Genomic DNA, 26,466 nt, shown 5'->3' with positions numbered 1-26,466 from the left:
TTGTCCGGAAGAACATTGTTGCCAGTATGGAAAAAGACCACATCCCCGAAAGAAAGAACTGACAAAAGAGAGTTTTAGGAAAAATAAAACATCAGTTTTATATTTCAATATAAAAATGGAGGGAACGCCGGAACGCATGAAGATGGGCCCTTCCGCCGGGCTGCCAGCGGAAGGCGCAGCCCGGTCTGAATGAAGGAGATGGCGGCGAATTCCTGCGGGGGGCCTCCAGCCAAGGGCGTTCCGTTTTATGAAAAAAACCGCCGGATCAGGCGCCGCGCGGGCCGGGCCGCTCGTTCCGTCCCTTGTTTTCATGGGCTTCTTTCTGCTCCAGAAGCCATTTCCTGTCTTCAAGGCTGAGTCTTTTCAGGGACGTCCTGCTCTGGTGGCCGTCCAGTTCCTGGAGCCAGAGGGTCTGGTTTTTCTCCGAGTAGCGGGAAAGCTTGGCGAAGACGGTGTTTCCATTGACGCCCGTCCAGACGCGATAGCCTTTGGGAGTCAGCGTTTTCTTGAATTCTTCATATTGCTGGCCGGCCAGCTTGACGCTATTCTTGATCTGGTCGAAGTAAAGGGCGTTTTGTCCGGTGTAATAGCCGCGCAGCGTGTCCACCTTGGTGCCGTCCGGAGACATGACCAGAAGCACGGGGGTACCTCTCACGCCAAACAGGGAAGGGGCCTTCTGCACATACTCCAGCATTTTCTTGCGCTTCTTATAAACCGGTTCGCTCTCGAACTTTTCCGCCTGGTCGTAACAGACGCGGACGACATTCTTTTTCGCCCAGTCTTCAAATTCCTTCGTATGGAGAAGTTCCGCCGCCAGTTTCTTGCTGGGAGGGCTGCCCGCGGAATGGTGGAACCAGATCAGGATGGGCTTTCCACTGCTCTGGGCTTCCCGGAGGGCGGAGGAATAGCTCTGGATCCACCGCTGGTTTTCCTTGCGCTGGGCGAATGCCTCCTCAAGTCCGGGGATGGGGGCATCCGGGTCGTGGGCGTCCGTGTAGTAGACGGCGCCGCTGTCCGCCTTCCTCATTTCCTCCTGCGTGGTGGCGGTGAGCTGGTGGGCCTGCTGCTGGCCCGGCGTGGTGCCCAGCAGTCCCGTCGGCACATTGGCGATGGAATTGGCCATGTTGTCCTGCATGTATTCCGAAAGACTCTTTTTCACTTTCGGTTTTCCCGGTTCCGGAGAGGTCCCCACGCAGGAGCAAAGGGCGGCAGAGGCAAACAGAAGCATGGATAGCCTGGGCAGACTCATGCCCGATCTGATAACATAACCGGGGCCTCTTCGCAACCGGGAATTGATGACCCCTGCCGCAAGTTCCGGAGGCGGTTTTTGCCGCTCTGCCGTTCCTTGGCAACCGCGCCCGGTTTCCCGGCTTTCTTTTCTAGGAAAGGCCGGGGCGAATGGGCTGCCGGGATCAGTCCCCCGTTTTCAGCACCTTGATGAACGCTTCCTGCGGGATGTTGATTTTCCCGATGGCTTTCATGCGCTTTTTGCCTTCCTTCTGCTTTTCCAGAAGCTTGCGCTTGCGGGTGACGTCCCCGCCGTAGCATTTGGCCGTCACGTCCTTGCGCATGGGGGAGATGCTTTCCCGGGCAATGATTTTTCCGCCAATGCAGGCCTGAATGGCGACGGTGAAGAGCTGGCGGGGAATGACGTTTTTCAGGCGTTCCGCCAGTTCCCTGCCGCGGGAGGCTGCCTTGTCCTGGTGAACAATCATGGAGAAGGCATCCACCGGTTCCCCGGCGATGAGCATGTCCATTTTAATGAGCTTGGCGGCCTGATAGCCGGCGTATTCATAATCCATGGAGCCGTAGCCTCGCGTCATGGATTTGAGCTTGTCGTTGAAATCCACCAGAATTTCCGCCAGAGGGACGGTGCAGGTGAGCATTACGCGCATATCGTCAATGGTCTCCGTATTGTCCACGCTGCCGCGTTTTTCCAGGACAAGTTGCATGATATCCCCGATGTATTCCCCAGGAAGCATAATGAACACCTTGACGATAGGTTCCCGGATTTCCTGAATTTCCTGCGGTTCCGGGAGCAGGCTGGGATTGTCCACATTGATTTCCTCTCCATTTGTCTTGGTGACCTCATAAATCACGGAGGGGTAGGTGGAGATGATATCCATGTTGAATTCCCGGCGTAGACGCTCCTGGATGATTTCCATATGGAGCAGGCCAAGGAAGCCGCAACGGAACCCGAAGCCCAGAGCTACGGAAGATTCCGCCTGGAAGGAGAAAGCGGCGTCATTAATCTGAAGCTTCGCCATGGCCGCTTTCAGGGCTTCAAAATCGGAGGAATCCACCGGATAAATGCCGGAAAAGACCATGGGGCGGATTTCCTTGAAACCGGGCAGGGGGGATGGGCAGGGGCGCATGTAATCCGTATACGTGTCCCCGATTTTGACATCCGCCGCGGATTTCATGTTGGCGATGATGTAGCCTACGTCGCCGGCTTCCAGGGAATCCGTTCGGGTCATTTTGGGGGTGAAGATACCCACTTCCTTCACTTCATACACTTCGTCCGTTGCGAAAAGTTTGACTTTCATGCCGCGGTGCACGCTGCCGGAAATGACGCGCACATAGGAGACTACGCCGCGGTAGGCGTCGTAAACGGAATCGAACACCAGGGCGCGCAGAAGGCCGTCCTGTTCCGTTTCAGGCGGAGGGATGCGCTGAACAACGGCTTCCAGAATATCGTCAATGCCGATGCCCATCTTGGCGGAGGCATGGATGGCTTCCTCATGGGGGATGCAGACGATGTCCTCCAGCTGGCGGTACACTTTGGGCAGGTTGGCGCTGGGAAGGTCAATCTTATTGATGACGGGGATAATGGCCAGGTTCAGATCCATGGCCAGGTGCATGTTGGCAAGTGTCTGGGCTTCCACTCCCTGGGCTGCGTCCACAATAAGAAGGGCTCCCTCGCATGCCGCCAGGGAACGGGACACTTCATAGGAGAAATCCACATGGCCCGGCGTATCCAGCAGATTGAGCTTGTAAGTCTTTCCGTCCCCGGCCTTGTAGAAAATGGTAACGGGGTGGGACTTGATGGTGATGCCCTTTTCCCGCTCCAGGTCCATGGCATCCAGAAGCTGATCCTGCTTCTCCCGTTCGGAAATGGTATTCGTCTTTTCCAGCAGCCGGTCGGAAAGGGTGGTCTTTCCGTGGTCGATGTGAGCGATAATGGAGAAATTGCGAGTCAGTTCAATGGACATGGTGGTCTCTACCCTTCTAACATGAGTGCCCTGTGCGCGGGGAGGGTAACATAGCCCATGCGGCGGTCAAGACTTGAACATGACTGCCTCCCGTTCCCTGCCGCGTCGGCTTCATTCGCTCCGGGAAAACCGTCATTCATGACAGGGGCTGCGCCGGGAGATTGAACGTGAGGGAAGAAGGGAGGCTCTTAAACGGTACAGGCACGTGAACCTTTTCCCGTGCGGTCATTTCTTACCCAGCCAGCATATGAAATCTTTTTTAGCAGCCATTTTAAGCCTATTTATTCCCGGTCTCGGCCAGTTGTACAAGGGCCACTTTGTCCAGGCCATCATCTGGTTCCTGGTGGTGGGTGCGGCTTACGGCCTCCTGTATTGGTTCATCTTTGCACTCGTTCCTATTGTCCTGCATATCATTTGTATTTTGCAGGCCTACTTCATGGACAATGAATGATGACTGCCGTTTCGGCTTCACAGCCAGGATGGCTGAAAGGGCAGCGCATCCTGCGGATTGGCAGCGGCATTCATTCCCAGGGTTGCAGAAGGAATACGTCATTCATAGCGGCATCATTTTTCCTCATACCGGTATTTTCAATGTTTACGGGGTTCCATTTGTTGACTGCGGAAACGTAAACACAACTTTTTGACTTTGAATTAATTAATATTTTCAGGAAGCGGGCCAGGGGAATCATCCTCCGATAAACAAAAACCCAGAGCCGTTCCGGAATAATTCCGGAACGGCTCTGGAGGGTCAGGAGGAAGGCCTTTCGGGGGTGGCCCCCCCTCCTTGTGTTTTCTTTCTTGTTAGAAGTCGTAGCGGTAGCCGACGCTTCCGTTGACCGAGCTGGACCCGTCACGGATGTCCGCGTTCCCGTTCACGTAGATGGTTCCCTTCGTTCCCACCGGCACGCTTAACCCCGCTCCCAGCTGCAGCGCCGTCGTTCCCGTTTTCGCCCCTCTCACGCTTTGCGCGAAGCCGGGGTTGCCCAGCAGGGAGACGTTCGTTTCCCCTCTCCGGTCTCCCAGGTCCTGCGCCGCGTTTACGCGGATTTCCGCCAGCGCTTCTCGTCCGAAGATGTTGCTGCCCACCAGGCCCATCCACCGGCCGCCCAGCGCCAGCGTCCCCGTCGTCCAGTCCTGCCGGCCGACGTTCAGGCCCGCGTTGCCCGCACCCGTTTCCTCATAGCCGTCCATCCGCGTCGTCACCACCGAGGCGTTGAACAGCGGCTGCAGCACGCTGCTGCGGTTTTCGTCAAGGTAGATGTCGTAGGTGAGTTCGTACATCGCTCCAAGACCCCACCCGCTGGTGCTTCCCTGCGTCCCGTAGCTTCCTTCCCCGTAGTTGACCGTACGGTTGAGTTTCGCGTCGTTCCACCCTCCCGTCAGGATGAGCGTGTGCGCCCAGCGTTTGTTCTGGTAGCGCCCGAAGAGGCTGGCGTAGTAGCTGTCCAGGTGTCCGTCGGCGCTGTCCGCCGCGCTGGCCGTCAGGTCGCCGTAGCCGGCCGTGAAGGCCGCTCCCACCGTGAGGCGGTCGCTGAGGTCCGCGTCCACGCCCACGGTGCCTCCCCAGGTGGTGAGCTGGTAGCCGCTTTCATCCCCGCGGGTGTCGAGCTTGGCGTAGGAGCCCGTGCCTTCCATCCACATGTGGAAGCGGGGGAGGTCGTCGTTGACGTAGGCCGGGTTGACGCCCATGAGGGTGGTCCGGTTCCTGATCCAGCCCATCTGGTCGCGCAGGGCGTCCCTCTGTGCCGTCCCAAGCGCGTTGACCGTGCTCCCAGCTGCCGCCGCCATGGCGCGGGAGGCTCCGGAGAGGTTGCCGTCATTGATCATGGTGCTGACGCCGTTCATGAATTGGGCCAGCTGGGAGTCGGGGTCCAGGTTTTTGCGGGCTTCCCAGAGCAGGCTGGCTCCGGCGGCGGAGTTCCACGTGTCGGCCGCGGAGGCGAAGAGGTTTTCCTGCCGGAGTGTGGCATTGAGCAGGATGTCGTTTCCGTCGCGGCTCAGCGTGGCGTCCTGGTAGTAGACGGCGAAGAGGCCGGATATCCGGGCGGCGAGGCTCTGCCCGTCTTCCAGGCCGCTGATGCTGCCGGTGGCGCTCATCAGGACGACGTCATGGAGGTCGCTCCCCGCGTTCATGGCGGCGTTTCCTTCCATGTTGGAGAGGAGGAAGCCGGCTCCGTCCTGCACGGTGATGGTGCCCGCCGTCAGCATGGGGGCGCCAAAGGGGGCGTCCTGGTTGAAGTTGTAGATTAGTTCCGTCGTGGAGCCGTTCTGGAAGGTGATGTTTTCCACGTTGAGCGTGGTGTTGGCGCTGCCCTGGGCGTCCCCGGTGGCTTCAATACGCAGGGTGCCGTTGTTTCCGGCGGTGATGCTGTTGTAGTTCAGCGTGGGGGCGTCCGCGGTGCCTTTCAGGACCAGGACGCCTCCGTCACGGACGGCGAGGTCGTAGTCCTTATTGCCGGTTTGCAGGTATTGGGTGGCTTGCCCGGAGATGTCCAGGGTGCCGCTGCCTGCCAGCGTGCCGGAGAAGGTTCCGGAGGAGGTTGTTGCCGAGGAGATGGAGAGGCGGCCTCCGTTCATGGACAGGGTGCCGCTGCCGGAGAGGCTGCTGATGGTGCCGGATTCCGTTCCGGAGAGGGCCAGCGTGCCTTCGGCGGTGACGGAGATTCCGTCCAGCCGGGCTTCTCCGCCCAGAGCCAGTTCCGCTCCTTCCCGGATACGGAGGGAGCCGGTTCCGGTGATGGCTCCGTCGTTGATATTGCTTGTTCCGGTCAGGTCAAAAGTTCCCTGAATGGTCAGGGTTCCTCCGGCTTCCGTAACGGTCATGGTTTCGATTTCGGCGTTGCCGTTAATGGTCAGGCCGCCTCCTTCCAGAGTGAGGGTGTCCAGGGTGTTTGACGCGCCGTTGAGGACGATGTTTCCTTCACGCAGGGCGAGGGTTTCCACGTCCATCGTTCCTCCGACCGTCAGCGTCCCGGTTCCTTCCTTGATGAAGGCGACGTTGTTGCCTCCCGTGATGCTGCCGCCCATGACGGTGTCCTGGCCGGCCGGGTCGATGTCGTCTTCTCCCGTCGTCATTTGTTTGTTGTTGAGGATGACGACGGCCGTGCCGTCTCCGGTGTTGTTGACGGCCAGGCTGCTGCCCGCGGCTCCCATCAGGTTGTTGATTTTAGCTCCCTGTCCGTCGGCTTCGCCCGGGGCTCCGGCCAGGTTGACCGTCAGGGTCTGGCCGCCGCCGATGACGACGCCGGCGTAGCCGGAGAGCGTTTGATAGGAGTTGACTTCATGGGCGTTCCCTCCTTCCTCCTGCACGCGGTAGAGGCCGGTGGCCGCTCCGCTGAGCACCAGGCTGCCTCCGTCCGTTCCGGTGACCCGGATGCCGTAGTTGGACAGAAGGTCGGTCGTGAAGGCGACGTCGCCCAGGTCGCCGACGGTCAGCGTTCCGCTGGTCAGGGTCAGGTAGCTGGAGGAGTCGTCGGTTTTATGTTCCAGCAGAAGGCTGACGACGGCGTCGTTGCTCAGGTCCAGCTTCAGCCCTTCCCCTTCGATGGACAGGTTCGGGTCGCTTCCCGTTCCGCTGCCGTTGCTGATGACGGCGTCAGACGCCTGCGTGTCCCGGCCGATGTTTTCCGTTCCCAGGGCAATGGACAGACTGTCCAGACCGTTTTCCCCACCCACGGTGACGGTTCCGCTGACTCCGGTCAGACGGGAACCGGAGGCGATGCTCCAGTCTCCCTTCATATGGCTGCCCCCGGCTCCGGAGAGGTTCAGGCTGCCTTCCGTGATGGAAATGCCTTCCGTGATTCCGCCGAGGATGGTTTCCGCCCCTGCGGCGTTAGCCCCCAGCGTCAGGCGACCCGCCCCGGTTTTTTCCAGCCTGGCGCTTTCCGTCAGGGAATAAATGGTAGCGGAGGAGCCTTCTCCGGTAACGTCAATCTTGTCAAATTGAGTGAAGGAGGCGTACTGGAAGTCCGCGTCTCCAAAGGTTCCCTTGAGCTCCAGCGTCCTGTTTCCTTCGACCGCCGCTCCGGCGCTTCCGCCGATGGTGATGCCGCTTTGTTCCCCTTCCGCCCCAAAGACGCTTCCTCCCGTCAGCGAGACGAGGACGTCGCCTCCTGCCGTGCCTTTATTTCCTGCTCCATAAATGTTTCCCCGGTAGGTGCCTGTTCCGAGTTCTACCGTGATATTGCCTGCAGTGGTCATGGTGCTGCCTGTGTTTCCTGGCACTTTGGAGTAGGAGCCACCGTAGATGTTGCCGGTGAAGGTGGAGCCTCCGCTAATGGAGATGGAGGAATTTCCTCCAATCGTGTATTGGGCCTGGCCTGAATTTTCAAAGGAACCCCCAATGATGTCCCCCGTGAAGGTGATTCCTTCCCTGCCGATGATGGAAACGGAGGTGTCTCCGTTGATGTTGTTGACCGTTCCGGCGTTGTTTACATTGCCATAACTGCCGCCAATGATTGTTTTGACGAAGCTGTTGTGTTCCTCTGTTCCGGAAAGCGTGATTCCGTTCAGGTTGATTGTAGCCGACGTGCTGCCTTGAATCGTTGTTCCGGAAGTGGTATTGCTTGACCAGGAGCTTCCTCCGATGATGTATGAGTTGGAGAGTCCCCCATCCAGGTTCTGGGCCGTGTTGGAATATTGGACATTGGTTACCAGCACGCTCGTGTTGCCCGTGATGGTGGTGACGGCGTTGTGGGCGGAGGTGCTCCCGCCGATGATGGCTCCCGCCACGATGGCGTTATCCTTGACGGTAACGTTGGTGTTTCCCGTTAATGTTGTAGACGCTCCCTTGTTGTTCCCGCCGATGACGTGTTCCGCCGTGGCGTCGCCGGAAAGCTGCACATGGGTGTCCCCAGTCAGCGTGCTGGTCTGGAGTTTGGTGCTCCATTCATTGGTGACACCTCCGGCGATGATGCCGAATGCTCCTCCGTTGATGTCCATCCAGATGTCCCCCTGGTAGTTGAGGTTGCCGGACGGCAGGGTCGCCCCGCTGTTGTATACCCCGGACAGGTTGATTTTAGTTTCGCCGGTGTTGGTGATTTGATAGACTTTGTCCCCGCTGGTCGTCAGGGTCCCGTTCAGATATCCCAGGCTGACGTTGGCCGCTCTCCCCTCCCCAAGAGCCAGCGTAAAGGCGTTCTTGACCGTTTCTTCCAATTCCCCTCCTTCTCCCGCAGATACCCACGTCACGCTGGATATCGCCTCGCCTTCTATCGTCAGCACGCTGCCTTCTATTCTATATTGCCCTGTCTCTAAGCCCAATACGGTAAAATTCGTACCAAGGTTGTTCCCTAAATCAAACGTGTATCCCTGCTCTCCCTCTACCAGGCTGTCAAGCGCGCCGCCGATGTCAATGGTGCCTGAAGTGAAAGTTACATTTTCCTTGGTAAAGGAGGAACCGGATTCCGTATAAGTTAGCTTGGCTCCGTCAATTGCTGCGTTTTTCAATATGCCGGTGCCGTTCATGTTCAGAACGGAATTTGCCCCCAGAGTGGCGGAGGTGAAATCCAGCGTTCCTCCCGCCATGATGATTATTCCGGAATAGGCCAGGGAAGAATTGTTGATTTTCAAGGTGCCACCTTGGGCCGTAATATTCGCGTTGATGACGGTTCCCGTCAGGTTTTGCGTGCCTGTTCCGGCCATAATCAGATTTATTCCTCCCGTGGGAGTAGTGTTGCCGTTTACTCCGGAATGCTGCGTGGTTGCCCCGATACTTCCCCCATACGTGTAATTTCCGTTGCCCGTCAGGGTAAGATTCGCTCTGGAGGAATTAGCCGACTGGACGCGTCCTTTATGTGTTCCGCTGAAGCCGTCAGCATCATTTAAACCGGCCAGAGAGGCGGCATTGGAAATTTGCAACGTCAGGGCGCTGGAACTTTGATTGATTGAGCCTGACAAATCTACCGTTGCGTTGGCGAGAGCCGTTCCCGTAATCTGGAGAATGGCCCCGCCGGGCTGCGTCCCCTTCTGGGAAAGGATAATGTTCCCGGAAAAACTGCTTTCCTGGGAACCAAGCACAAACTTGGAGGCATAGCCGGCATTGCCGTTAGCCGCTACCAGCGTCAAATTTCCTTCTCCGGCAAATGCCCCGTTCAAATTGATGGTACAGGCGCCGTTCGTATTCTGATTAATGGTAAACGAGGAGCCTGCTCCGATATAAAGTCCTGTGGAATAATTGTTGTTTCCTGAATTTACATCAAGGTTGACGGATTGGCTCCCAGTAACTGAATACTCATTGGCGGGCTCATTGTTATTAAAGGTGGAGTTCGCTCCCCATGCGGGGGATTCAGATGTTGGGACGGCCAGGGAAACACTGGTGTAACAAGCCAGAACAGCCGCCAGCAGGGTAATAGGCAGATGGAGACGCATTATAAAAATATTAGATGTTAATTTTTTATGTATATAACGGATTGAAAATTCGATGTCAAGTTGAAAATACCAGTTCCCGGATTCTCATACTTTTACTGTAAGTGCATTATGATTTTTTAAATTTCTAAAATGGGATTTTCACCTTTTCATTTACCTCCCCCCTTGAAGCAAGGGAGGTATACTATAAGACTTTCATTTTGAATATAAAATATCAAATTTTATATTGCATGGGCCAATATTGGAATCATCGCCGAATTTTCAATCCGCTTTTCCTCTTTTCGTGAAATAACGCGGAGAAGACATAAAAAAGACCGCCCCCCGGAAACGGGGAGCGGCCCTTGAAGTGTGGGTGGAGAGAACAGGTTAGCGTTCGTTGTCGAAGTTGATGGTATCGTTCAACATGTCTTCGGCAAGTTCCGCCGCTTCCTCTTCTTCGCTGGCCGCCGCGATTTCTTCTGCGCCCTCTGCGGGTTCCACTTCAATCTTGCTGTAACGGGAGAATCCGGTGCCGGCGGGAATGAGGTGGCCCATGATGACGTTTTCCTTGAAGCCTTCCAGCGTATCGGTCTTGCCGAGGGTGGATGCTTCCGTCAGAACGCGCGTGGTATCCTGGAAGGATGCCGCGGAAATGAAGGATTCCGTTTCCAGGGAGGCCTTCGTGATGCCGAGCAGAACGGGCTTGGCTGCGGCCGGTTGGCCTCCCTGGGCTACGGTTTGTTCATTGATGCGGTCGAACGTAGTCTTGTCCACCTGGTCTCCCCACAGGAATTCGGTATTGCCGGGTTCCGTGATGACTACCTTGCGAAGCATCTGGCGCACGATGATTTCCACATGCTTGTCGTTGATTTCCACACCCTGGAGGCGGTACACTTCCTGAACTTCGTTGACGAGGTGTTCCTGAAGGCGTTCCTTGCCGCAGACATCCAGAATTTCTTCCGGAGAGACGGGGCCTTCCGTAAGCTGGTCGCCCAGATGCACATGGTCGTCTTCATGAACGATAACGTGCTTGTTCATCGGAACCAGATGGTCCACCAGTTCGCCCGTGGGTGTTTCAATGGTAATGACCTTCTTGCCGCGGGAGGTATTCTTGCTACTGAGGCGCACAATGCCTTCCACGCGTGCAATGGTGCAGGCGTCCTTGGGCTTGCGGGCTTCGAACAATTCCGCCACGCGGGGCAGACCGCCGGTGATGTCCTTCGTCTTGGCTACCTTGCGGGGCGTCTTGGCCACCATTGTGCCGGCGGAGATGGTTTCTCCGTCCTTCACGGTGAGGTTGGCGCCTGCGGGAATGGCATGATGAGCCAGAACTTCGCGGGTCTTGGCATCGCGGATGACCACCTGCGGGTGAAGTTCCTGCTTGTGTTCCATCACGACAAGGGAGGAGGCACCGGTTTCCCGGTCCGTTTCCTTGGAAACGGTGATGCCGACGATCATATCCTTGAATTCGACGATGCCGCCCTTTTCTGCAATCACGGGCACATTGTACGGATCCCAGGTGGCGAGGGTTTCATCCTTCTTGATAGTGCCGCCGTTGGGCACGTACAGGATGGTGCCGATGACGGGCTGGTAGGATTCCAGTTCGCGGCCCTGTTCGTTTTCGATGCGGACGGAGCAGTTTTTATTCAGGACGACGAAGTTACCGTCTGCGTTTTCCACCGTGCGGAGATCTTCCGTGTAGATAACGCGGCCGTCGTTCTTGGCTTTCACGATGGGCTGCTTGAACGCCGTGGTAGCCGTTCCGCCCACGTGGAACGTACGCATGGTGAGCTGCGTGCCGGGTTCGCCGATGGACTGGGCGGCAATAATGCCGACCGCTTCCCCGATCTTCACTTCCTGTCCGGTGGCCAGGTTCAGGCCGTAGCACTTGGCACAGCAGCCCTTTTTGAGTTCGCAGGTGAGTACGGAGCGGATTTTCAGCCGTTCAATGCCGATTTTTTCCAGTTGTTCCGCCTGCTTTTCGTTAATGAGGTCGTTGATGTCTACGATAACCTCGCCGCTGACGGGGTCAACGATGCGTTCGCAGGAAGTCCGGCCGTAGATACGGGAGGCAAGGGACGCCACTTCTTCGTCGCCGTCATAGATGGCGTGAACGGTGATGCCGTTGCTGGTGCCGCAATCTTCCGCATGGACGATGACATCCTGGGCCACGTCCACGAGTTTGCGGGTCATGTAGCCGGAGTCCGCCGTTTTCAGCGCGGTGTCTGCCAGACCCTTGCGGGCGCCGTGGGTGGAGATGAAGTATTCCAGCACGGAAAGGCCTTCACGGAAGTTGGCCGTGATGGGGCGTTCGATAATTTCGCCGCTGGGCTTGGCCATCAAACCGCGCATGCCGGAGAGCTGCTTGATCTGCGCCTTGTTGCCTCGGGCTCCGGAGTCCACCATCATGAAGAGCGGGCTGGCCATCTTGGAGCCTTCGTTGTGTTCCAGCTTGCGGTACAGAGCCGCCTGGATGACATCCGTAGTCTGGGTCCAGATGTCCACCACCTTCTGGTAGCGTTCCCCATCCGTGATAATACCGTTCTTATACTGGCGGGTCACCTTGTCCAGCTCCGCATAGGCTTTTTCAATTTCCGTCTTTTTCTGGGAGGGAACCACCATGTCCACGATGCCGATGGAGCAGCCGGAACGGGTTGCTTCCTTGAAGCCCAGGTTTTTCAGGGCGTCCAGAGTCTGCACGGTACGTTCCTTGCCGACGGTCTGGTAGCAGCGCCAGATGATGTCGCCCATCTGTTTCTTGCCTACGTTGCGGTTAATATAACCGAGTTCCCGGGGCCAGATTTCATTGAAACGCACGCGTCCGGCAGTAGTGATGATAACCTTCTTGGTGACATCCCCATACACTACTTCGGAAGGCTTTTTGCCGTAGTCCGGGTTGTGCAGGCGGATCCAGTCATGGTAGCCGATTTTGCGGGCGGCAATGGCGTATTCCACCTCGTCGATGGATTCGAAGAGGGGAAGATGGTGATGATTATCCTGATTGTTCTGTACTTCCGCAGCACGGGTGTGCGTCAGGAAGTACGCGCCCAGAATAATGTCCTGCGTGGGTGTGGCAATGGGTTTGCCGGAAGCAGGGGAGAAAATATTATTGGGCGCCAGCATGAGCTGCCGGGCTTCCATCTGGGCTTCCACGGACAGAGGCACGTGCACAGCCATCTGGTCGCCGTCGAAGTCCGCGTTGTACGCATTACAGACGAGCGGGTGCAGACGGATGGCGGAACCTTCAATCAGAACCGGTTCAAAAGCTTGGATGGAGAGGCGGTGCAGGGTGGGCGCGCGGTTGAGCATGACCGGGTGGCCCTTGGTCACTTCTTCCAGAATATCCCACACTTCCGGCGTCTTGCGGTCAATGAGCTTCTTGGCGGAGCGCACCGTGTGCACGTAACCCAGCTCTTTCAGACGGTGGATGATGAAGGGTTCAAACAGAATGAGCGCCATCTTCTTGGGAAGACCGCACTGGTTGAGTTTCAATTCCGGGCCGATGACGATAACGGAGCGGCCGGAGTAGTCCACGCGCTTGCCGAGCAGGTTCTGGCGGAAACGGCCTCCCTTGCCCTTCAGCATGTCGGAGAGGGATTTGAGGGGGCGGTTGCCGGCGCCGGTGACGGCACGGCCGTGGCGGCCGTTGTCAAACAGGGCATCCACGGCTTCCTGAAGCATGCGTTTTTCATTACGGATGATGACTTCCGGAGTTTTGAGGCTCAGGAGGGTTTTCAGGCGGTTGTTGCGGTTGATGACGCGGCGGTACAGGTCATTCAGGTCGGACGTTGCGAAACGGCCGCCTTCCAGAGGAACCAGCGGGCGCAGGTCCGGAGGAATGACGGGCAGAACGTTCAAAATCATCCATTCCGGGCGTGTGTTGGACTGAAGGAACCCCTGGGCCAGTTTCAGACGCTTGGCAATCTTGCGTTTGTTCTGTTTGGAGTTGGTATTGTCCAGCTGTTCCTGAAGATCCGCGACGAGGGTGGGCAGATCAATGGCCGCCAGCATTTTCTGGATGGCTTCCGCGCCCATGCCGGCTTCAAAGCTGTCATAGCCGTATTCGTCTTCCGCATTGCGGAATTCTTCTTCCGTCAGGATGGCCCCCTTTTCCAGAGGGGTACTGCCGGGATCTACCACGATGTAGTCTTCATAGTAAATCACGCGTTCCAAATGGCGGGCTGTCATGTCCAGCATAAGGCCAATGCGGCTGGGCATGCATTTGTAAAACCAGATATGGGAAACCGGAACGGCCAGTTCGATGTGGCCCATGCGTTCGCGGCGCACGCGCGCGTTGGTTACTTCCACGCCGCAGCGGTCGCAGGTGATGCCCTTGTGCTTGATGCGCTTGTACTTGCCGCAGGCGCATTCCATGTCGCGGGTGGGCCCGAAGATGCGTTCGCAGAACAGGCCGCCTTTTTCCGGCTTGAACGTGCGGTAGTTGATGGTTTCCGGGTTGACGACTTCACCGAAGGACCAGCTGCGGATGGTATCCGGGTCCGCCACGGTGATGGCAACCTGGTCAAAGGTCCGGGGCTTGTCGCTCAGACCGTGCATTTCCCTGATGGTGGGGGTATCAGACATATATTAAAAGTTTTGAAGAATGTTTGATGCCCACTCCCGCGTCTTGCGGCACGGGAGTGGAATACGGTGGATATTAGAATTTGAGGTCGGAGAAGTCGACGTCCGCCAGGCCGGCCATGTCGTCGCTGTCAAAGCCTTCCGTCATGCCGTCCACGGGAGTGAGGTCCGTATCGCCGAGCTGCAGGGAGGGTTGTTCATCCTTGCTGCCGGGGCGCACGTTCAGGCCCAGGGACTGCATTTCCTTCATCAGAACGTTGAAGGATTCCGGAGTTCCGGCTTCCAGCGTATTGTCACCCTTCACGATGGATTCGTAAATGCGGGTGCGGCCCTGCACGTCGTCGGACTTGACGGTGAGAAGCTCCTGGAGGGTGTAGGCGGCGCCATAGGCTTCCAGCGCCCACACTTCCATTTCCCCGAAACGCTGGCCGCCGTACTGGGCCTTGCCGCCCAGGGGCTGCTGCGTGACCAGGCTGTACGGACCCACGGCGCGGGCGTGGATCTTGTCCGCCACCAGGTGGTTCAGCTTGAGCATGTAGGTCTGGCCTACCACCACCGGGTTGTGGAAGGGTTCGCCGGTCAGGCCGTCATAGAGGGTGCTCTTGCCGCCCACGGTGCCGTCCTTGCCGTCACCGATCCAGGTGAATCCGTCCACCTTCTTGGCTTCGGACATGTAGTTCCAGATGGTTTCTTCACTGATGCCGTCGAACACCGGGGTAGCCACCTTGAAGCCGAGGGCCCTGGCAGCAATGCCAAGGTGGGCTTCAAGCACCTGGCCCACGTTCATTCGGGAAGGCACGCCCAACGGGTTCAGCACGATGTCCACCGGAGTGCCGTCCGCGAGGAAGGGCATGTCCTGTTCCGGGACGATCTTGGCGACGACGCCCTTGTTGCCGTGGCGGCCGGCCATCTTGTCGCCCACGCCGAGCTTGCGCTTGGCGGCGATGTACACCTTGACTTCCTTCAGTCCGCCGGGTTCGGATTCGTCCCCGGATTCCATCTGGTCCAGCCTGTGTTCGCGTTCGTCGTCCAGCTCCGTGAAGCGGCCTTCGAAGGAGGTGATGATTTCCAGGATCTTGTTGCGGATCGGGCTGGGTTCGATTTCGATGTGGTCGTGCACCAGGGCCAGCTTGCGCAGCAGGGTCTTGGTGATCTTGCGGTTGGCCGGGATGATGATTTCACCGGTCTGCTCGTTGACCACGTCCAGCGGGATCTTTTCACCCAGAAGAATGTCGGAGAGCTTCTTGGTCAGCTGGTCAATGAGCTGTTCCTTCTTCTTCTTGTGCTCGTCATTGATCTTCTTGAACTGCTTTTTCTTTTCCGCGCTGTCCACGACGAGGTCGCCGCGGTGGTGGCCGGAGCCCGTGGAAGAGATGCGAACGTCCATCACGATGCCGGTGCAGCCGGAGGGGACGCGGAGGGAGGTGTCTTTCACTTCCGCAGCCTTTTCACCGAAGATGGCGCGCAGCAGGCGTTCTTCCGGAGCCAGTTCCGTTTCAGACTTGGGAGTGATTTTACCGACGAGGATGTCGCCGGGCTTCACTTCCGCGCCGATGCGGATGACGCCGTCATGGTCCAGGTTTTTCAGGGCTTCATCACCGGCGTTCGGAATGTCGCGGGTGATTTCTTCCGGGCCCAGCTTGGTGTCGCGGGCCTGCACTTCAAACTCGGAGATATGGATGGAGGTGAAGGTGTCTTCCTTCACGGTTTTTTCGGAGATGACGATGGCGTCTTCGAAGTTGTAACCGTTCCACGGCATATATGCCACCAGCACGTTGCGGCCGAGGGCCAGTTCGCCCTGGTCCGTGTTCGGGCCGTCCGCCAGCACGTCGCCGGTCTTGATCTTGTCGCCGCGGCGCACGATCGGACGCTGGTTGATGCAGGTTCCGGCATTGGAACGCATGAACTTGCGCAGGGGATAGACGTATACGCCGTTGTCGCGGTCCGTGCGCACGCTGTCCGGATCGGACAGGAAGACTTCCGGACGCACGGGCAATTCCCCGTCCTTCGTGGTGATAATGACTTCAGCCGTGGCGGAAGCCACGATGCCGTCCGCTTCCGCCAGAACGACGGAACGGGAGTCCCTGGCGCACTTGCCTTCAATGCCGGTTCCCACGTACGGGGATTCCGCCACCATGAGAGGCACGCCCTGGCGCTGCATGTTGGAGCCCATCAGGGCGCGGTTGGCGTCATCGTGTTCCAGGAAGGGAATGAGGCCTGCGGCGATGGAGACGAGCTGCTTGGGAGACACGTCCATGTAGTGCACGTCCGCCGGGTCCACTTCAATGAACTCGCCCTTTTCGCGGGCGGTCACGCGGGAGGTGGTGAAGTTGCCCTGTTCGTCCAGCGGGTTGTTGGCCTGGGCGATGAGGTAGCCTTCCTCCTGGTCGGCGGTGACGTATTCGATGGTGTTGGTGACCCGGCCGTTTTCCACCTTGCGGTAGGGCGTTTCAATGAATCCGAATTCATTGATGCGGGCGTAGGTGCACATGGAGTTGATCAGACCGATGTTGGGGCCTTCCGGCGTTTCAATCGGGCAGATACGGCCGTAGTGGGAGGGATGCACGTCTCGCACTTCGAATCCGGCGCGGTCGCGGTTCAGGCCGCCGGGCCCCAGGGCGGAGAGGCGGCGCTTGTGCGTCAGTTCCGCAAGGGGGTTGATCTGGTCCATGAACTGGGAGAGCTGGGAACGTCCGAAGAAGTCGCGCACGACGGCGCTGAGGGCCTTCGGGTTGATGAGCTTGCTGGGCGTCACGCCTTCAATGTTCTGGTCAATGAGGGTCATGCGTTCCTTCACCAGGCGTTCCGTGCGGGCGAGGCCCACGCGGCACTGGTTGGCCATGAGTTCGCCCACGGCGCGCACGCGGCGGCTGCCCAGGTGGTCGATGTCGTCCACCATGCCTTCGCCCTTCTTGAGGCGCAGGAGGTACTTGAGGGCGGCCAGGAAGTCTTCTGCCGTCATCAGGCGCTGGTCCAGGCTGGTGTCCAGACCGAGCTTCTGGTTGATCTTGTAGCGGCCCACGCGGGTGAGGTCGTATTTCTTGGGATCGTCAAAGAGCCTCTTGAGCAGGGTGCGGGCCTGGGCGGCCGTGGCGGGATCGCCGGGACGGAGGCGCTTGTAGATTTCCTTGAGGGCGGATTCCTCGTCATGGGCGGGATCCTTCTTCAGGGTCTTGATCAGCACGTCGTCCTCGCTCTGGTCGATGACGTCGATTTCCTTGATGCCGAACTGGAGGAGCTGGCGAACCACGCCCATGTTGAGCTGTTCGAAAGCCTTGGCAAGAACGAGGTCCTTGTCCTTGATCGTGTCCACGGCCACGAGGTTGTGCAGGTCTTCCTCCGTCATGTCTTCGCTCAGGGGAAGCGTGCGGATGTCGTAGAACTGGCTGACGATATCGCGGTCCGTCTTGAAGCCCAGATAACGCATGAACGTCGTCGCAAGGAACTTGCGGCGGCGGCGGCGGCGGTCAAGGTAGACGTAGAGCAGGTCGTTGGTGTCAAACTGGACTTCCAGCCAGGAGCCGCGGTCCGGAATGATGCGGAAGGAGTGGAGCAGTTTGCCGTTCAGGTGCTGGGCGCTTTCAAAGCAGATGCCCGGAGAACGGTGGAGCTGGGACACGATGACGCGTTCGGCGCCGTTGATTACAAAGGTGCCGCGGTTGGTCATCATGGGGAGTTCACCCATGTAGACCGTTTCTTCCTTGGATTCGTTGTCGGACTTGAGCTTGAAGGTGACCTGGAGGGCGGCGCTGTAGGTTTCCCCGGCGCGGATAGCCTCGTAATCGCTCATCTTCGGCTGTTCGATGTCGTAGGAGACGAAGTCGAGCTCAATGTTTTCGTCATAGCTCTTGATAGGAAAGATTTCCTTCAGAACGCCGTGTAACCCGATGTTTTTCCTGGCCGCGGCCGGGGTGTCCTGTTGTAGAAAATCGAAGTATGATTGAAGTTGAATCTCAATAAGGTTCGGAGGTTCGATGACTTCCTTGATATTCCCGAAGTAGAGTCGCTTTGACATGGGCTGCTGTGGCGGAGATGTTATGGGTTTGCATCCTGAAAACCCGGATGCTGGGTTGATTGGTTCCTTCCTTGGGAGACGGAACCGACTGGAAGCGTTTTGACGGGTAAAAAGCCTCTAGTCGGTCACGCGGGATGTGAAGACGAGGAAGCGCAACAGGAGAAAAACGGGTCTTCTCCTGTTGCGCGGGAAGTAAAAAGCTTACTTGACGTCCACCTTGGCGCCAGCTTCTTCCAGCTTGGCTTTGGCGGCGTTAGCTTCGTCCTTGGAGACGGCTTCCAGGATGACGGCGGGGGTGCCTTCAACCAGTTTCTTGGCGTCCACCAGGCCGAGACCGGTCTTCACTTCGCGGACGGCCTTAATCACGGCGATCTTGTTGGCGCCGGCTTCCGTCAGGACGACGTTGAATTCGGTCTTTTCTTCTTCAGCTTCGGCAGGAGCGGCAGCGGCAGCGGCGGCTACGGGAGCAGCGGCGGAAACGCCCCACTTTTCTTCCAGAAGCTTGACGAGGTCGGCAGCTTCCAGGATGGTGAGGGTACCGAGTTCTTCAGCGATTTTGTTAATATCAGCCATTGTATTGTTTTCTAGTTTGGTTTCGAGTCGCGCCAAGAGCCAACTTGGCATTTCAGTTCTCCGGCTGGAGTTCCGACAAGGAACCTGTAGGAGAGTCGGGCCCGGTTTTCACACATTTGGCTAGAGTGCAACCGGGCCGTCCGGTCAAGGGGTTAGTATTAGGCGGCGGGTTCTTCGCTGCCGCCGTTTTCTTTGTCCACATATGCCTGAAGAACTCGGGCAAGAGCGGAGCCGGCCGCGTTGATGGTGCCAAGGAGCTTGGCAAGCAGCTGGTCGCGGGGAGGCAGTTCACCGATGGCGCGGATGTCGTCCGCGGAGAGGATGGCTCCGTCCAGGATCGCCACCTTGTATTCGGCCTTCTTGGAGGCCTTCGCAAAGGTATTGATGGCCTTGGCGGCGGCGGCCACGTCGGACGCGCCGGTCACGAAGGCGGTCTGGCCGACGAGGTGTTCCCCGATGTCGGGAAGGCCTGCATCCGTCAGGGCCGTACGCATGAAGTTGTTCTTGGCTACGTGGCACTGGGCGCCGCAGGCGGCCAGGGCGGAACGCAGGTTGGTGAACTCAGGCACGGTGATCGAGGTGTAGTCCACGACGATCAGGAACGGGGAGGCGTTGACGCGGGCGGTCAGGTCGTCAATGATGATACGCTTGTCAGGATTCATGGTGTGCTAAATCGGTTCGGGTTACAGTTTGGCGATGGAAGCGGTGTCAACCGGCAGACCGGGGCACATGGCGCATGAAACGGTGACGGATTCGATGTAGGCGCCCTTGGCGGAAGCCGGGCGGGCCTTGACGACGGAATCAATCAGAGCAACGATGTTTTCAGTGATGCCTTCGTTGGAGAAGGACAGCTTGCCTACAGCGGCGGAGATGTTGGCGTTCTTGTCAACCTTGTAGTCAACGCGGCCGGCCTTCACTTCCTTCACGGCCTTGGCCGTATCATCCGTAACGGTGCCGGTTTTCGGGTTGGGCATCAGGCCGCGCGGACCCAGCACACGGGCAACCTTGCGAACCTCCGTCATGGCGTCGGGGGTGGCAATGGCCGTGTCAAAGTCGACGAATCCTTCCTGGACCTTCTTGATGAGGTCTTCAAAACCCACGAATTCGGCTCCGGCTTCCTGGGCGGCCTTGGCGGCATCACCCTGGGCGAAGACGAGGACGCGGACGTTCTTACCCGTGCCGTTGGGCAGGGAGACGCTGCCGCGGACCATCTGGTCGGATTTGCGGGGGTCCACGGTCAGGTGGAAGGAAACGGTGACAGTCGGGTCAAATTTCGGGGCCGGGAAAGATTTCATGGTTTCCACGGCTTCCGTGATGCTGTAGTTCTTGTTAGGGGTAACAAGCTTGGCTGCTTCTTGATATCGCTTGCTGCGTTTGGTAGACATGTGTGTATTTGGCAGTGCGTTCGGATTGGTTAATCCTCCTGCGGTGAGTGTTACATACCTTCAACTTCAATGCCCATCTGGCGGGCCTGGCCGGCAAGGATGCGGGCGGCGCGTTCGGGGTCTTTCGTGTTGAGGTCCGGGAGTTTGGTGTTGACGACTTCCATCAGCTTGGCCTTGGAAAGAGTGGCGACCTTCTTTTTGTTCGGTTCGCCGGAGCCGGAGGCGATGCCGGCGGCCTTCTTGAGAAGCAGGCTGCCCGGGGGCTGCTTGGTGATGAAAGAGAATGATTTGTCCTTGTAAACGGTGATGACGGTCGGCAGGAGGTCGCCGGCCTGCTTTTGCGTGGCGGCGTTGAACTCCTTGCAGAATGCCATGATGTTTACACCGGCCTGACCAAGTGCCGGACCCACGGGCGGGGAGGGGTTAGCGGCTCCGGCATTGATCTGGAGCTTGATGATTTTGGTTATTTCTTTTGCCATGGTTTTGCTTTGTTAGCGGAGAAAATGAACGGGAGAAGCTTGCTGCCTGCCGGCGAATGGGGCTCAGGCTTTTTCCACCTGCCAGTATTCCAGGTCCACCGGAGTGGCGCGGCCAAAGATGGAGACGCTGACGCGCAGTTTGCCTTTTTCGGGGTCGATTTCTTCGATGGTGCCTTCCTGGCTCTGGAACGGGCCTTCGCAGACGCGCACGGGATCGCCGACGGCGAATTCCACCTTGGGACGGGCGGCGACGGCTTCCGCATCCAGCAGGGGCAGAAGATCCTCCACCTCGCGCTTGCGCATGGGCAGGGGAGCGTTGCGGGAACCGGCGATGCTGATGACGCCGTCAATCTGCTGGATGAAGTACCAGAGGTCCTTGTTCAGGGTGCCGTCCGCTTCCAGCAGGTACATGTTGGCATAGACGTACCCGGGAAAAAGCTTGCTGTGGCGTTCCGTCTTTTTGCCGTTGCGCACTTCGGAGATGAGTTCCGTGGGGACTTCCACCCGGTAGATGAAGTCGGAAAGTTCGGCGTCCTTCGCCTTGCGGATAATGCGGTCACGAACGCTGTTTTCCTGTCCGGAGAGGACGTGAAGAACATACCATTGTTCGTGAGGCTCTGGGGTACTGGGCATGATCGGAGAAAGAAAGTGGGAGTAAAACTAGATTGCCAACTGGATGAGGTAGTTGACCACGCTGTGAAGGAAGATGTCGAACGATGCAACAAACGCGCCAAGGAAGACCATGGCAATCAGTACGACGAGAGTGGAACCCCAGAGTTCGCGGAATTTTTTAAAACCTTTCACCTTGGGATCGCTTTCCCAGGGCCAGGTGGTCTTCTTAAGTTCGCCCTTAACTTCGGCGATGAATTGAGAAATCTTGCGAAACATGCTTCAAGGTGGGGTGATGTATTTGGAAAGAAGTGGCAGGTCAGGAGGGACTCGAACCCCCAACTTTTGGTTTTGGAGACCAACGCTCTACCAATTGAACTACTGACCTGTTGGTGTCTCTTCTTTCGTGGGAAATGAGGGGGCCTGCGGGGAGGCCCCCTCATTAAACCTATGTAGATTCCTCTACAAGTTCCAGGGGAACTTAGTCAAGGATTTCGCTGATACGACCGGCACCCACGGTGCGGCCGCCTTCGCGGATAGCGAATCGCATGGCTTTTTCCATGGCGATCGGAGTGATGAGCTGGACTTCCAGGTTGACGTTGTCGCCGGGCATCACCATTTCCACGCCTTCGGGAAGGGTGCAGCAGCCGGTCACGTCCGTCGTGCGGAAGTAGAACTGCGGGCGGTAGTTGTTGAAGAACGGGGTGTGACGGCCGCCTTCTTCCTTGGTCAGGACGTAAACTTCAGCCTTGAAGTTTTTGTGGGGCTTCACGGTGCCGGGCTTGATGATCACCTGGCCGCGTTCGATGTCTTCCTTCTTCAGGCCGCGGAGGAGCAGGCCAACGTTGTCACCGGCCTGGCCTTCGTCAAGCAGCTTGCGGAACATTTCGATGTCCGTAACGGCGGTCTTCTGGGTGTCCTTGATGCCGATGATTTCGACTTCTTCCATCTTCTTGACGATGCCGCGTTCGATACGGCCGGTAGCCACGGTGCCGCGGCCGGAGATGGAGAACACGTCTTCCACGGGCATGAGGAAGGGCTGGTCCACGGGGCGTTCGGGCTGCGGGATGTAGGAGTCAACGGCAGCCATGAGTTCCATGATGGAGTCTTCAGCGGCGGCGTCGCCTTCCAGAGCCTTAACGGCGGAACCCTTGATGATGGGGGTGTCGTCGCCCGGGAATTCGTATTCGTTGAGAAGTTCGCGGATTTCCATTTCCACGAGTTCGATCAGGTCGGGGTCGTCAACCAGGTCGCACTTGTTCATGTAAACGACGATGGCGGGGACGCCCACCTGGCGGGCAAGGAGGATGTGTTCGCGGGTCTGCGGCATCGGGCCGTCGGAAGCGGCAACCACGAGGATGGCGCCGTCCATCTGGGCAGCGCCGGTGATCATGTTCTTCACATAGTCGGCGTGTCCGGGGCAGTCAACGTGGGCATAGTGACGGTTTTCCGTTTCGTATTCAACGTGGGCCGTGGAGATGGTAATGCCGCGTTCGCGTTCTTCGGGAGCGGCGTCGATCTGGTCATAGCCGCGTGCTTCGGCGAAACCCTTCTTAGCGAGCACTGAAGTAATGGCGGCGGTAAGGGAGGTTTTGCCGTGGTCAACGTGACCGATGGTGCCCACGTTCACGTGGGGCTTGTTGCGCTGGAATTGCTCTTTAGCCATAATGTTTTGTTTAGGTTTGGGCTGCTATGGGTCTAGCTTGAAGATGGAGCTTCTGGCGGGAATTGAACCCGCGACCTCATCCTTACCAAGGATGCGCTCTACCCCTGAGCTACAGAAGCATAGACTTCTTCCGCCTTTCGCTGCTCTTAGAGAGTTGTAAATCCGCCCAAACCTGCGGTTCTAGCGGATAAATAGCATCCTCCCGTGTTGCCTGACGAAAAGCGGACGCTATGTTACGTTTTTAAATACGGGATGTCAATGAAAACATGAACATTTTTTTATCATTATGCCGAAAATACGGGGTGTTCATGTGTAATATCTTTATCAGGAATGCGTTGAATATTTGGATCTGTTCAGATCCTCCGTTAATTTGAGATTGGGGTCAACGTCTTCATCCAGAGAGTGGAACAGCCCCCTGCGGGCTTTCAGGCAGGTGACATAGGCGATCATGGCGGCATTGTCCGTCGTCAGGTCAAAGTCCGGCAGGACCAGTTCCACGTTTTCACGGTCGCAGGCGGCTTTCAGGCGGGAGCGCAGTTCCCCGTTGCAGGAGACGCCGCCGGAAACGGAAAGGGTGCGGTGGCCGGAAACGCGCAGGGCATGCAGCGCCTTGTGAATCAGTACGTCCGTCACGGCACGCTGGAAGGAGGCGCAGAGATCGCGCAGGGTCTGTTCCGGCAGGTCGTGAGGGTCGCCGCTTGCCGTCAGCCTGGGGAGGGTGTAGAGAACGGCCGTTTTCAGGCCGGAGAAGGAGACATTGGCCGTGTGCTCCTTCATCAGGGCGCGGGGGAAGGAGAAGGCCTGCGGGTCGCCGTGCGCCGCCATGCGGTCGATTTCCGGGCCGCCGGGGTAGGGGAGGCCGAGCATTTTTCCCACCTTGTCAAAGGCTTCCCCTGCGGCGTCGTCCAGGGAACGGCCCAGGAGGCGGTAGTCCCCCACGCCGCGCACATCCACAAAGAGGGTATGGCCGCCGGAGACGACCATGCCCAGATGGGGAACGGGGCCTCCGGGACGTTTAAGGAAGGGGGAGAGCAAATGGCCTTCCAGATGGTTGACGGAGACGAAGGGCTTTCCCGTCGCCAGCGCCAGCGCCTTGGCCGTGCTGTTGCCTACCAGCAGGGCGGCTACCAGGCCGGGGCCGCCCGTGGCGCCGAAGACATCGATGTCCGCCGGGGTCACGCCGGCTTCACGGCACGCGGCCCGGATGACTCCGGGAAGGTCCGCCGAGTGGTTGCGGGAGGCCAGCTCCGGCACCACGCCGCCGTGCCGGCGGTGGATGGCGATCTGGGAGGAGATGATGGAGGAGAGTATTTCCGGCGCTTTTCCCTCCCCGGCGGAACGCAGGATGGCGACCGCCGTTTCATCACAGGAGGATTCTATTCCCAGAACGGTGAGGGATTCCGGCATGGCGGAGAAGCGGGGGAGTTAGGAGGCCTGGCGGATTTGCGCCGGTTTTTTGTCGGTAACCGTTTCCCTGGTGATGGTGACGGAGTCCGCGTCTTCCATGCTGGGCACCTTGTACATGACGTCCAGCATGAGGGTTTCAAAGATGGAACGCAGGGCGCGGGCTCCCGTGCCGCGTTCCATGGCTTCCGCGGCCATGGCTTTCAGGGCGTCCGGCTGCACATCCAGCCTGGCGCCGTACATGGCGAGCAGTTTGGAGTATTGCTTGACCAGGGCATTTTTAGGTTCCGTGAGCAGGCGGACGAGCTGGCCTTCATCCAGCTTGGAGAGCGGGCAGAAGATGGGCAGGCGTCCTACGAGCTCCGGAATCATGCCGAAGGAGAAGAGGTCTTCCGGCATCGCCTGGGCCAGGACTTCCTCTTCCGAGTATTCCTTGCGGTCGCGCTGTTCCGTGATGGCTCCGAACCCCATCTGGGTGGCGCCGAGGCGTTTGCGGATGATGTCTTCCAGTCCGACGAAGGCCCCGCCCACGATGAAGAGGATTTTTTCCGTGTTGACGCGGATGTATTCCTGCTGCGGGTGTTTGCGGCCCCCGGTGGGCGGAACGTTGCAGATGGTGCCTTCAATGATTTTCAGCAGGGCCTGCTGCACGCCTTCCCCGGAGACGTCCCGCGTGACGGAGACGTTCTGGGTCTTGCGGCCGATCTTGTCGATTTCATCCACATAGATGATGCCCTGTTCCGCCTTGGCTACGTCAAAGTTCGCGGCCTGGAGAAGGCGCAGGATGATGTTTTCCACGTCTTCCCCCACGTAGCCGGCTTCCGTCAGCGTGGTGGCGTCCACAATGCAGAAGGGGACGTTGAGCATTTTCGCCAGCGTTTTCGCCAGCAGGGTTTTTCCGGAGCCGGTAGGGCCGGCCAGCAGGATGTTGGATTTTTCAATTTCCACGTCGTCCAGGGATTCGTCCTCCAGCATCACGGCGCTCTGGCGCAGGCGCATGTAGTGGTTGTACACGGCTACGGAGAGCACTTTTTTGGCGTAATCCTGGCCAATGACGTACTGGTTGAGCGTGGCGCACATTTCTTCCGGCGTGGGCAGCGGTCCTTCGTAGGAGGCCGGGGCTCCCGGCGTTTCCTTGAGCATATCCGCGGCAGCGGCCTTGCGGGCCTCCGCCTGGCACATGGCATAGGCGGAGGGCTCCATGCTCAGAATGCCGCGGATGAAGCGGGTCGCCAGCGGAAGGCCGGTATCCTTCACAATCATGTTGACGCAAATTTCAACGCAATTGTTGCAGATATAGAAGTCTTCCGCTATCTGGATGAGCTTGTCCACCTTGTTCCCGGGCTTGCCGCAGCAGGAACAGGCAGGAATATGAGGGTTGGAACCGGACATGGTTTTTCAGGGAGAGAGAAATGGGGGAGGCAGGGGTCAGGCCTTGGCCTTTTTCTTGTCGTCCCGTCCGTCGGAATGATGCGTCAGCACCTTGTCCACCAGGCCGTAGGCCGCGGCTTCCTCAGCGGTCATGTAGTTGTCGCGGTCGGCGTCCTTTTCAATCTGCTTTTCCGTTTTGCCGGTGTGCTTGGCCAGAATGCCGTTGAGGCGCTTCTTGAGGTTGAACATGAAGCCGATGGTGCGTTCCACGTCGGAGGCGGTGCCCTGGGCGCCGCCGGAAACCTGGTGGATCATCACATGGGAGTTCGGCAGGCAGAAGCGCTTGCCGGGCGTGCCCGCCGCCAGAAGGACGGACCCCATGGAGGCGGCGATGCCCAGGCAGTACGTGTTCACGTCACAGGAGACGAACTGCATCGTGTCGTAAATCGCCAGGCCCGCGGTGACGGAGCCGCCGGGGGAGTTGATGTACACGTGGATGTCTTTTTTCGGGTCGGCCATCTGGAGGAACAGAAGCTGGGCAATCACGGAGTTCGCCACATCGTCGTCAATGGCGGAACCGATGAAGATGACGCGGTCCTTCAGGAGGCGGGAGTAAATGTCAAAGGCTCGTTCGCCGCGGCCGTCCTGCTCCACCACCATGGGGACGTAGTAGGCGTTCATGGGGCCTGATTTGGAAGATTGGTCTTGAAACATGTTTGTTGAAGATGGGATGTTGTTTTATTTAATGTATGCTACCCGTCTGCAGGATGCAAAACGGGGGAGTCGGGCATGTGCGCGCCAACTCCCCCTGGTAAGGTGTCTTGTG

16 protein-coding genes and 2 tRNA genes are annotated in these 26,466 nt (G+C 58.2%); 1 reads left to right on the top strand and 17 read right to left on the bottom strand.

All coding sequences use genetic code 11. From position 1 onward, the window contains the following. Positions 1 to 265: 265 nt before the first annotated feature. Positions 266 to 1,249, bottom strand: a complete 984-nt coding sequence (locus M8N44_RS08960; protein WP_102727659.1) for a thioredoxin family protein — start codon at positions 1,247 to 1,249, stop codon at positions 266 to 268. 163 nt (positions 1,250 to 1,412) lie between these two features. Next, positions 1,413 to 3,212 carry a translation elongation factor 4 gene (gene lepA, locus M8N44_RS08955; RefSeq protein WP_012420077.1) on the bottom strand — a complete coding sequence of 600 codons (1,800 nt, stop codon included), beginning with the start codon at positions 3,210 to 3,212 and terminating at the stop codon, positions 1,413 to 1,415. Positions 3,213 to 3,459: 247 nt separating this feature from the next. Here lepA and M8N44_RS08950 point away from each other — a divergent pair, with 247 nt between their 5' ends. Then, positions 3,460 to 3,663 (top strand): DUF5683 domain-containing protein, encoded by a 204-nt coding sequence (locus M8N44_RS08950; RefSeq protein WP_012420078.1) that lies wholly within the window; start codon positions 3,460 to 3,462, stop codon positions 3,661 to 3,663. Between the two features lie 350 nt (positions 3,664 to 4,013). Here M8N44_RS08950 and M8N44_RS08945 read toward each other — a convergent pair whose 3' ends face one another. The 15 genes from M8N44_RS08945 to M8N44_RS08870 all read right to left on the bottom strand — a co-directional run bounded on the left by M8N44_RS08945 (position 4,014) and on the right by M8N44_RS08870 (position 26,354). Next, positions 4,014 to 9,581, bottom strand: a complete 5,568-nt coding sequence (locus M8N44_RS08945; RefSeq protein WP_249853095.1) for an autotransporter outer membrane beta-barrel domain-containing protein — start codon at positions 9,579 to 9,581, stop codon at positions 4,014 to 4,016. Positions 9,582 to 9,944: 363 nt separating this feature from the next. Then, entirely contained in the window at positions 9,945 to 14,141 is a 4,197-nt protein-coding gene (gene rpoC, locus M8N44_RS08940) for a DNA-directed RNA polymerase subunit beta' (protein WP_283938717.1), read from the bottom strand. 73 nt (positions 14,142 to 14,214) lie between these two features. After that, positions 14,215 to 18,153: a DNA-directed RNA polymerase subunit beta gene (rpoB, locus tag M8N44_RS08935; RefSeq protein WP_102727664.1), complete on the bottom strand. Its 3,939-nt coding sequence runs from the start codon at positions 18,151 to 18,153 to the stop codon at positions 14,215 to 14,217. 201 nt (positions 18,154 to 18,354) lie between these two features. Then, complete coding sequence (rplL, locus tag M8N44_RS08930; RefSeq protein WP_022396951.1) at positions 18,355 to 18,726, bottom strand: 50S ribosomal protein L7/L12; 372 nt, start codon at positions 18,724 to 18,726, stop codon at positions 18,355 to 18,357. A gap of 158 nt (positions 18,727 to 18,884) precedes the next feature. Further along, the gene (gene rplJ / locus M8N44_RS08925; RefSeq protein ID WP_022396950.1) at positions 18,885 to 19,388 is read right to left on the bottom strand and encodes a 50S ribosomal protein L10; all 504 of its coding nucleotides are present in this window, start codon (positions 19,386 to 19,388) and stop codon (positions 18,885 to 18,887) included. 21 nt (positions 19,389 to 19,409) lie between these two features. Continuing rightward, the gene (gene rplA, locus M8N44_RS08920; RefSeq protein WP_022396949.1) at positions 19,410 to 20,111 is read right to left on the bottom strand and encodes a 50S ribosomal protein L1; all 702 of its coding nucleotides are present in this window, start codon (positions 20,109 to 20,111) and stop codon (positions 19,410 to 19,412) included. 50 nt (positions 20,112 to 20,161) lie between these two features. Continuing rightward, entirely contained in the window at positions 20,162 to 20,590 is a 429-nt protein-coding gene (gene rplK, locus M8N44_RS08915; RefSeq protein ID WP_022396948.1) for a 50S ribosomal protein L11, read from the bottom strand. A 63-nt stretch (positions 20,591 to 20,653) separates the two neighbouring features. Continuing rightward, complete coding sequence (nusG, locus tag M8N44_RS08910; protein WP_012420087.1) at positions 20,654 to 21,223, bottom strand: transcription termination/antitermination protein NusG; 570 nt, start codon at positions 21,221 to 21,223, stop codon at positions 20,654 to 20,656. Between the two features lie 27 nt (positions 21,224 to 21,250). Further along, positions 21,251 to 21,478 carry a preprotein translocase subunit SecE gene (locus M8N44_RS08905; protein WP_012420088.1) on the bottom strand — a complete coding sequence of 76 codons (228 nt, stop codon included), beginning with the start codon at positions 21,476 to 21,478 and terminating at the stop codon, positions 21,251 to 21,253. 33 nt (positions 21,479 to 21,511) lie between these two features. After that, positions 21,512 to 21,587, bottom strand: a tRNA-Trp gene (locus M8N44_RS08900). Positions 21,588 to 21,680: 93 nt separating this feature from the next. Beyond that, positions 21,681 to 22,865, bottom strand: a complete 1,185-nt coding sequence (gene tuf, locus M8N44_RS08895) for an elongation factor Tu (protein WP_022396947.1) — start codon at positions 22,863 to 22,865, stop codon at positions 21,681 to 21,683. A 44-nt stretch (positions 22,866 to 22,909) separates the two neighbouring features. Beyond that, positions 22,910 to 22,984: transfer RNA gene (locus tag M8N44_RS08890), tRNA-Thr, on the bottom strand. A gap of 205 nt (positions 22,985 to 23,189) precedes the next feature. Continuing rightward, on the bottom strand, positions 23,190 to 24,272 hold the full coding sequence (tsaD, locus tag M8N44_RS08885) for a tRNA (adenosine(37)-N6)-threonylcarbamoyltransferase complex transferase subunit TsaD (RefSeq protein WP_102728630.1): 1,083 nt from the start codon (positions 24,270 to 24,272) through the stop codon (positions 23,190 to 23,192). Positions 24,273 to 24,290: 18 nt separating this feature from the next. Next, positions 24,291 to 25,661, bottom strand: coding sequence for an ATP-dependent Clp protease ATP-binding subunit ClpX (gene clpX / locus M8N44_RS08880; protein ID WP_102721184.1), 1,371 nt, complete (start codon positions 25,659 to 25,661; stop codon positions 24,291 to 24,293). A 36-nt stretch (positions 25,662 to 25,697) separates the two neighbouring features. Beyond that, the gene (locus M8N44_RS08870) at positions 25,698 to 26,354 is read right to left on the bottom strand and encodes an ATP-dependent Clp protease proteolytic subunit (RefSeq protein WP_102721185.1); all 657 of its coding nucleotides are present in this window, start codon (positions 26,352 to 26,354) and stop codon (positions 25,698 to 25,700) included. Between the last annotated feature and the right edge of the window lie 112 nt (positions 26,355 to 26,466).

Source organism: Akkermansia massiliensis (genome assembly GCF_023516715.1).
Lineage (GTDB): Bacteria > Verrucomicrobiota > Verrucomicrobiia > Verrucomicrobiales > Akkermansiaceae > Akkermansia > Akkermansia massiliensis.
Note: the sequence above shows the minus strand (reverse complement) of the source record. Positions and strands in the feature narration are given on the sequence as shown.

Bases quoted from the DNA above. Each gene is read 5' to 3' on its own strand.
- M8N44_RS08960 (WP_102727659.1), bottom strand. From the start codon at position 1,249: ATGAGTCTGCCCAGGCTATCCATGCTTCTGTTTGCCTCTGCCGCCCTT.
- lepA (WP_012420077.1), bottom strand. From the start codon at position 3,212: ATGTCCATTGAACTGACTCGCAATTTCTCCATTATCGCTCACATCGAC.
- M8N44_RS08950 (WP_012420078.1), top strand. From the start codon at position 3,460: ATGAAATCTTTTTTAGCAGCCATTTTAAGCCTATTTATTCCCGGTCTC.
- M8N44_RS08945 (WP_249853095.1), bottom strand. From the start codon at position 9,581: ATGCGTCTCCATCTGCCTATTACCCTGCTGGCGGCTGTTCTGGCTTGT.
- rpoC (WP_283938717.1), bottom strand. From the start codon at position 14,141: ATGTCTGATACCCCCACCATCAGGGAAATGCACGGTCTGAGCGACAAG.
- rpoB (WP_102727664.1), bottom strand. From the start codon at position 18,153: ATGTCAAAGCGACTCTACTTCGGGAATATCAAGGAAGTCATCGAACCT.
- rplL (WP_022396951.1), bottom strand. From the start codon at position 18,726: ATGGCTGATATTAACAAAATCGCTGAAGAACTCGGTACCCTCACCATC.
- rplJ (WP_022396950.1), bottom strand. From the start codon at position 19,388: ATGAATCCTGACAAGCGTATCATCATTGACGACCTGACCGCCCGCGTC.
- rplA (WP_022396949.1), bottom strand. From the start codon at position 20,111: ATGTCTACCAAACGCAGCAAGCGATATCAAGAAGCAGCCAAGCTTGTT.
- rplK (WP_022396948.1), bottom strand. From the start codon at position 20,590: ATGGCAAAAGAAATAACCAAAATCATCAAGCTCCAGATCAATGCCGGA.
- nusG (WP_012420087.1), bottom strand. From the start codon at position 21,223: ATGCCCAGTACCCCAGAGCCTCACGAACAATGGTATGTTCTTCACGTC.
- M8N44_RS08905 (WP_012420088.1), bottom strand. From the start codon at position 21,478: ATGTTTCGCAAGATTTCTCAATTCATCGCCGAAGTTAAGGGCGAACTT.
- tuf (WP_022396947.1), bottom strand. From the start codon at position 22,865: ATGGCTAAAGAGCAATTCCAGCGCAACAAGCCCCACGTGAACGTGGGC.
- tsaD (WP_102728630.1), bottom strand. From the start codon at position 24,272: ATGCCGGAATCCCTCACCGTTCTGGGAATAGAATCCTCCTGTGATGAA.
- clpX (WP_102721184.1), bottom strand. From the start codon at position 25,661: ATGTCCGGTTCCAACCCTCATATTCCTGCCTGTTCCTGCTGCGGCAAG.
- M8N44_RS08870 (WP_102721185.1), bottom strand. From the start codon at position 26,354: ATGTTTCAAGACCAATCTTCCAAATCAGGCCCCATGAACGCCTACTAC.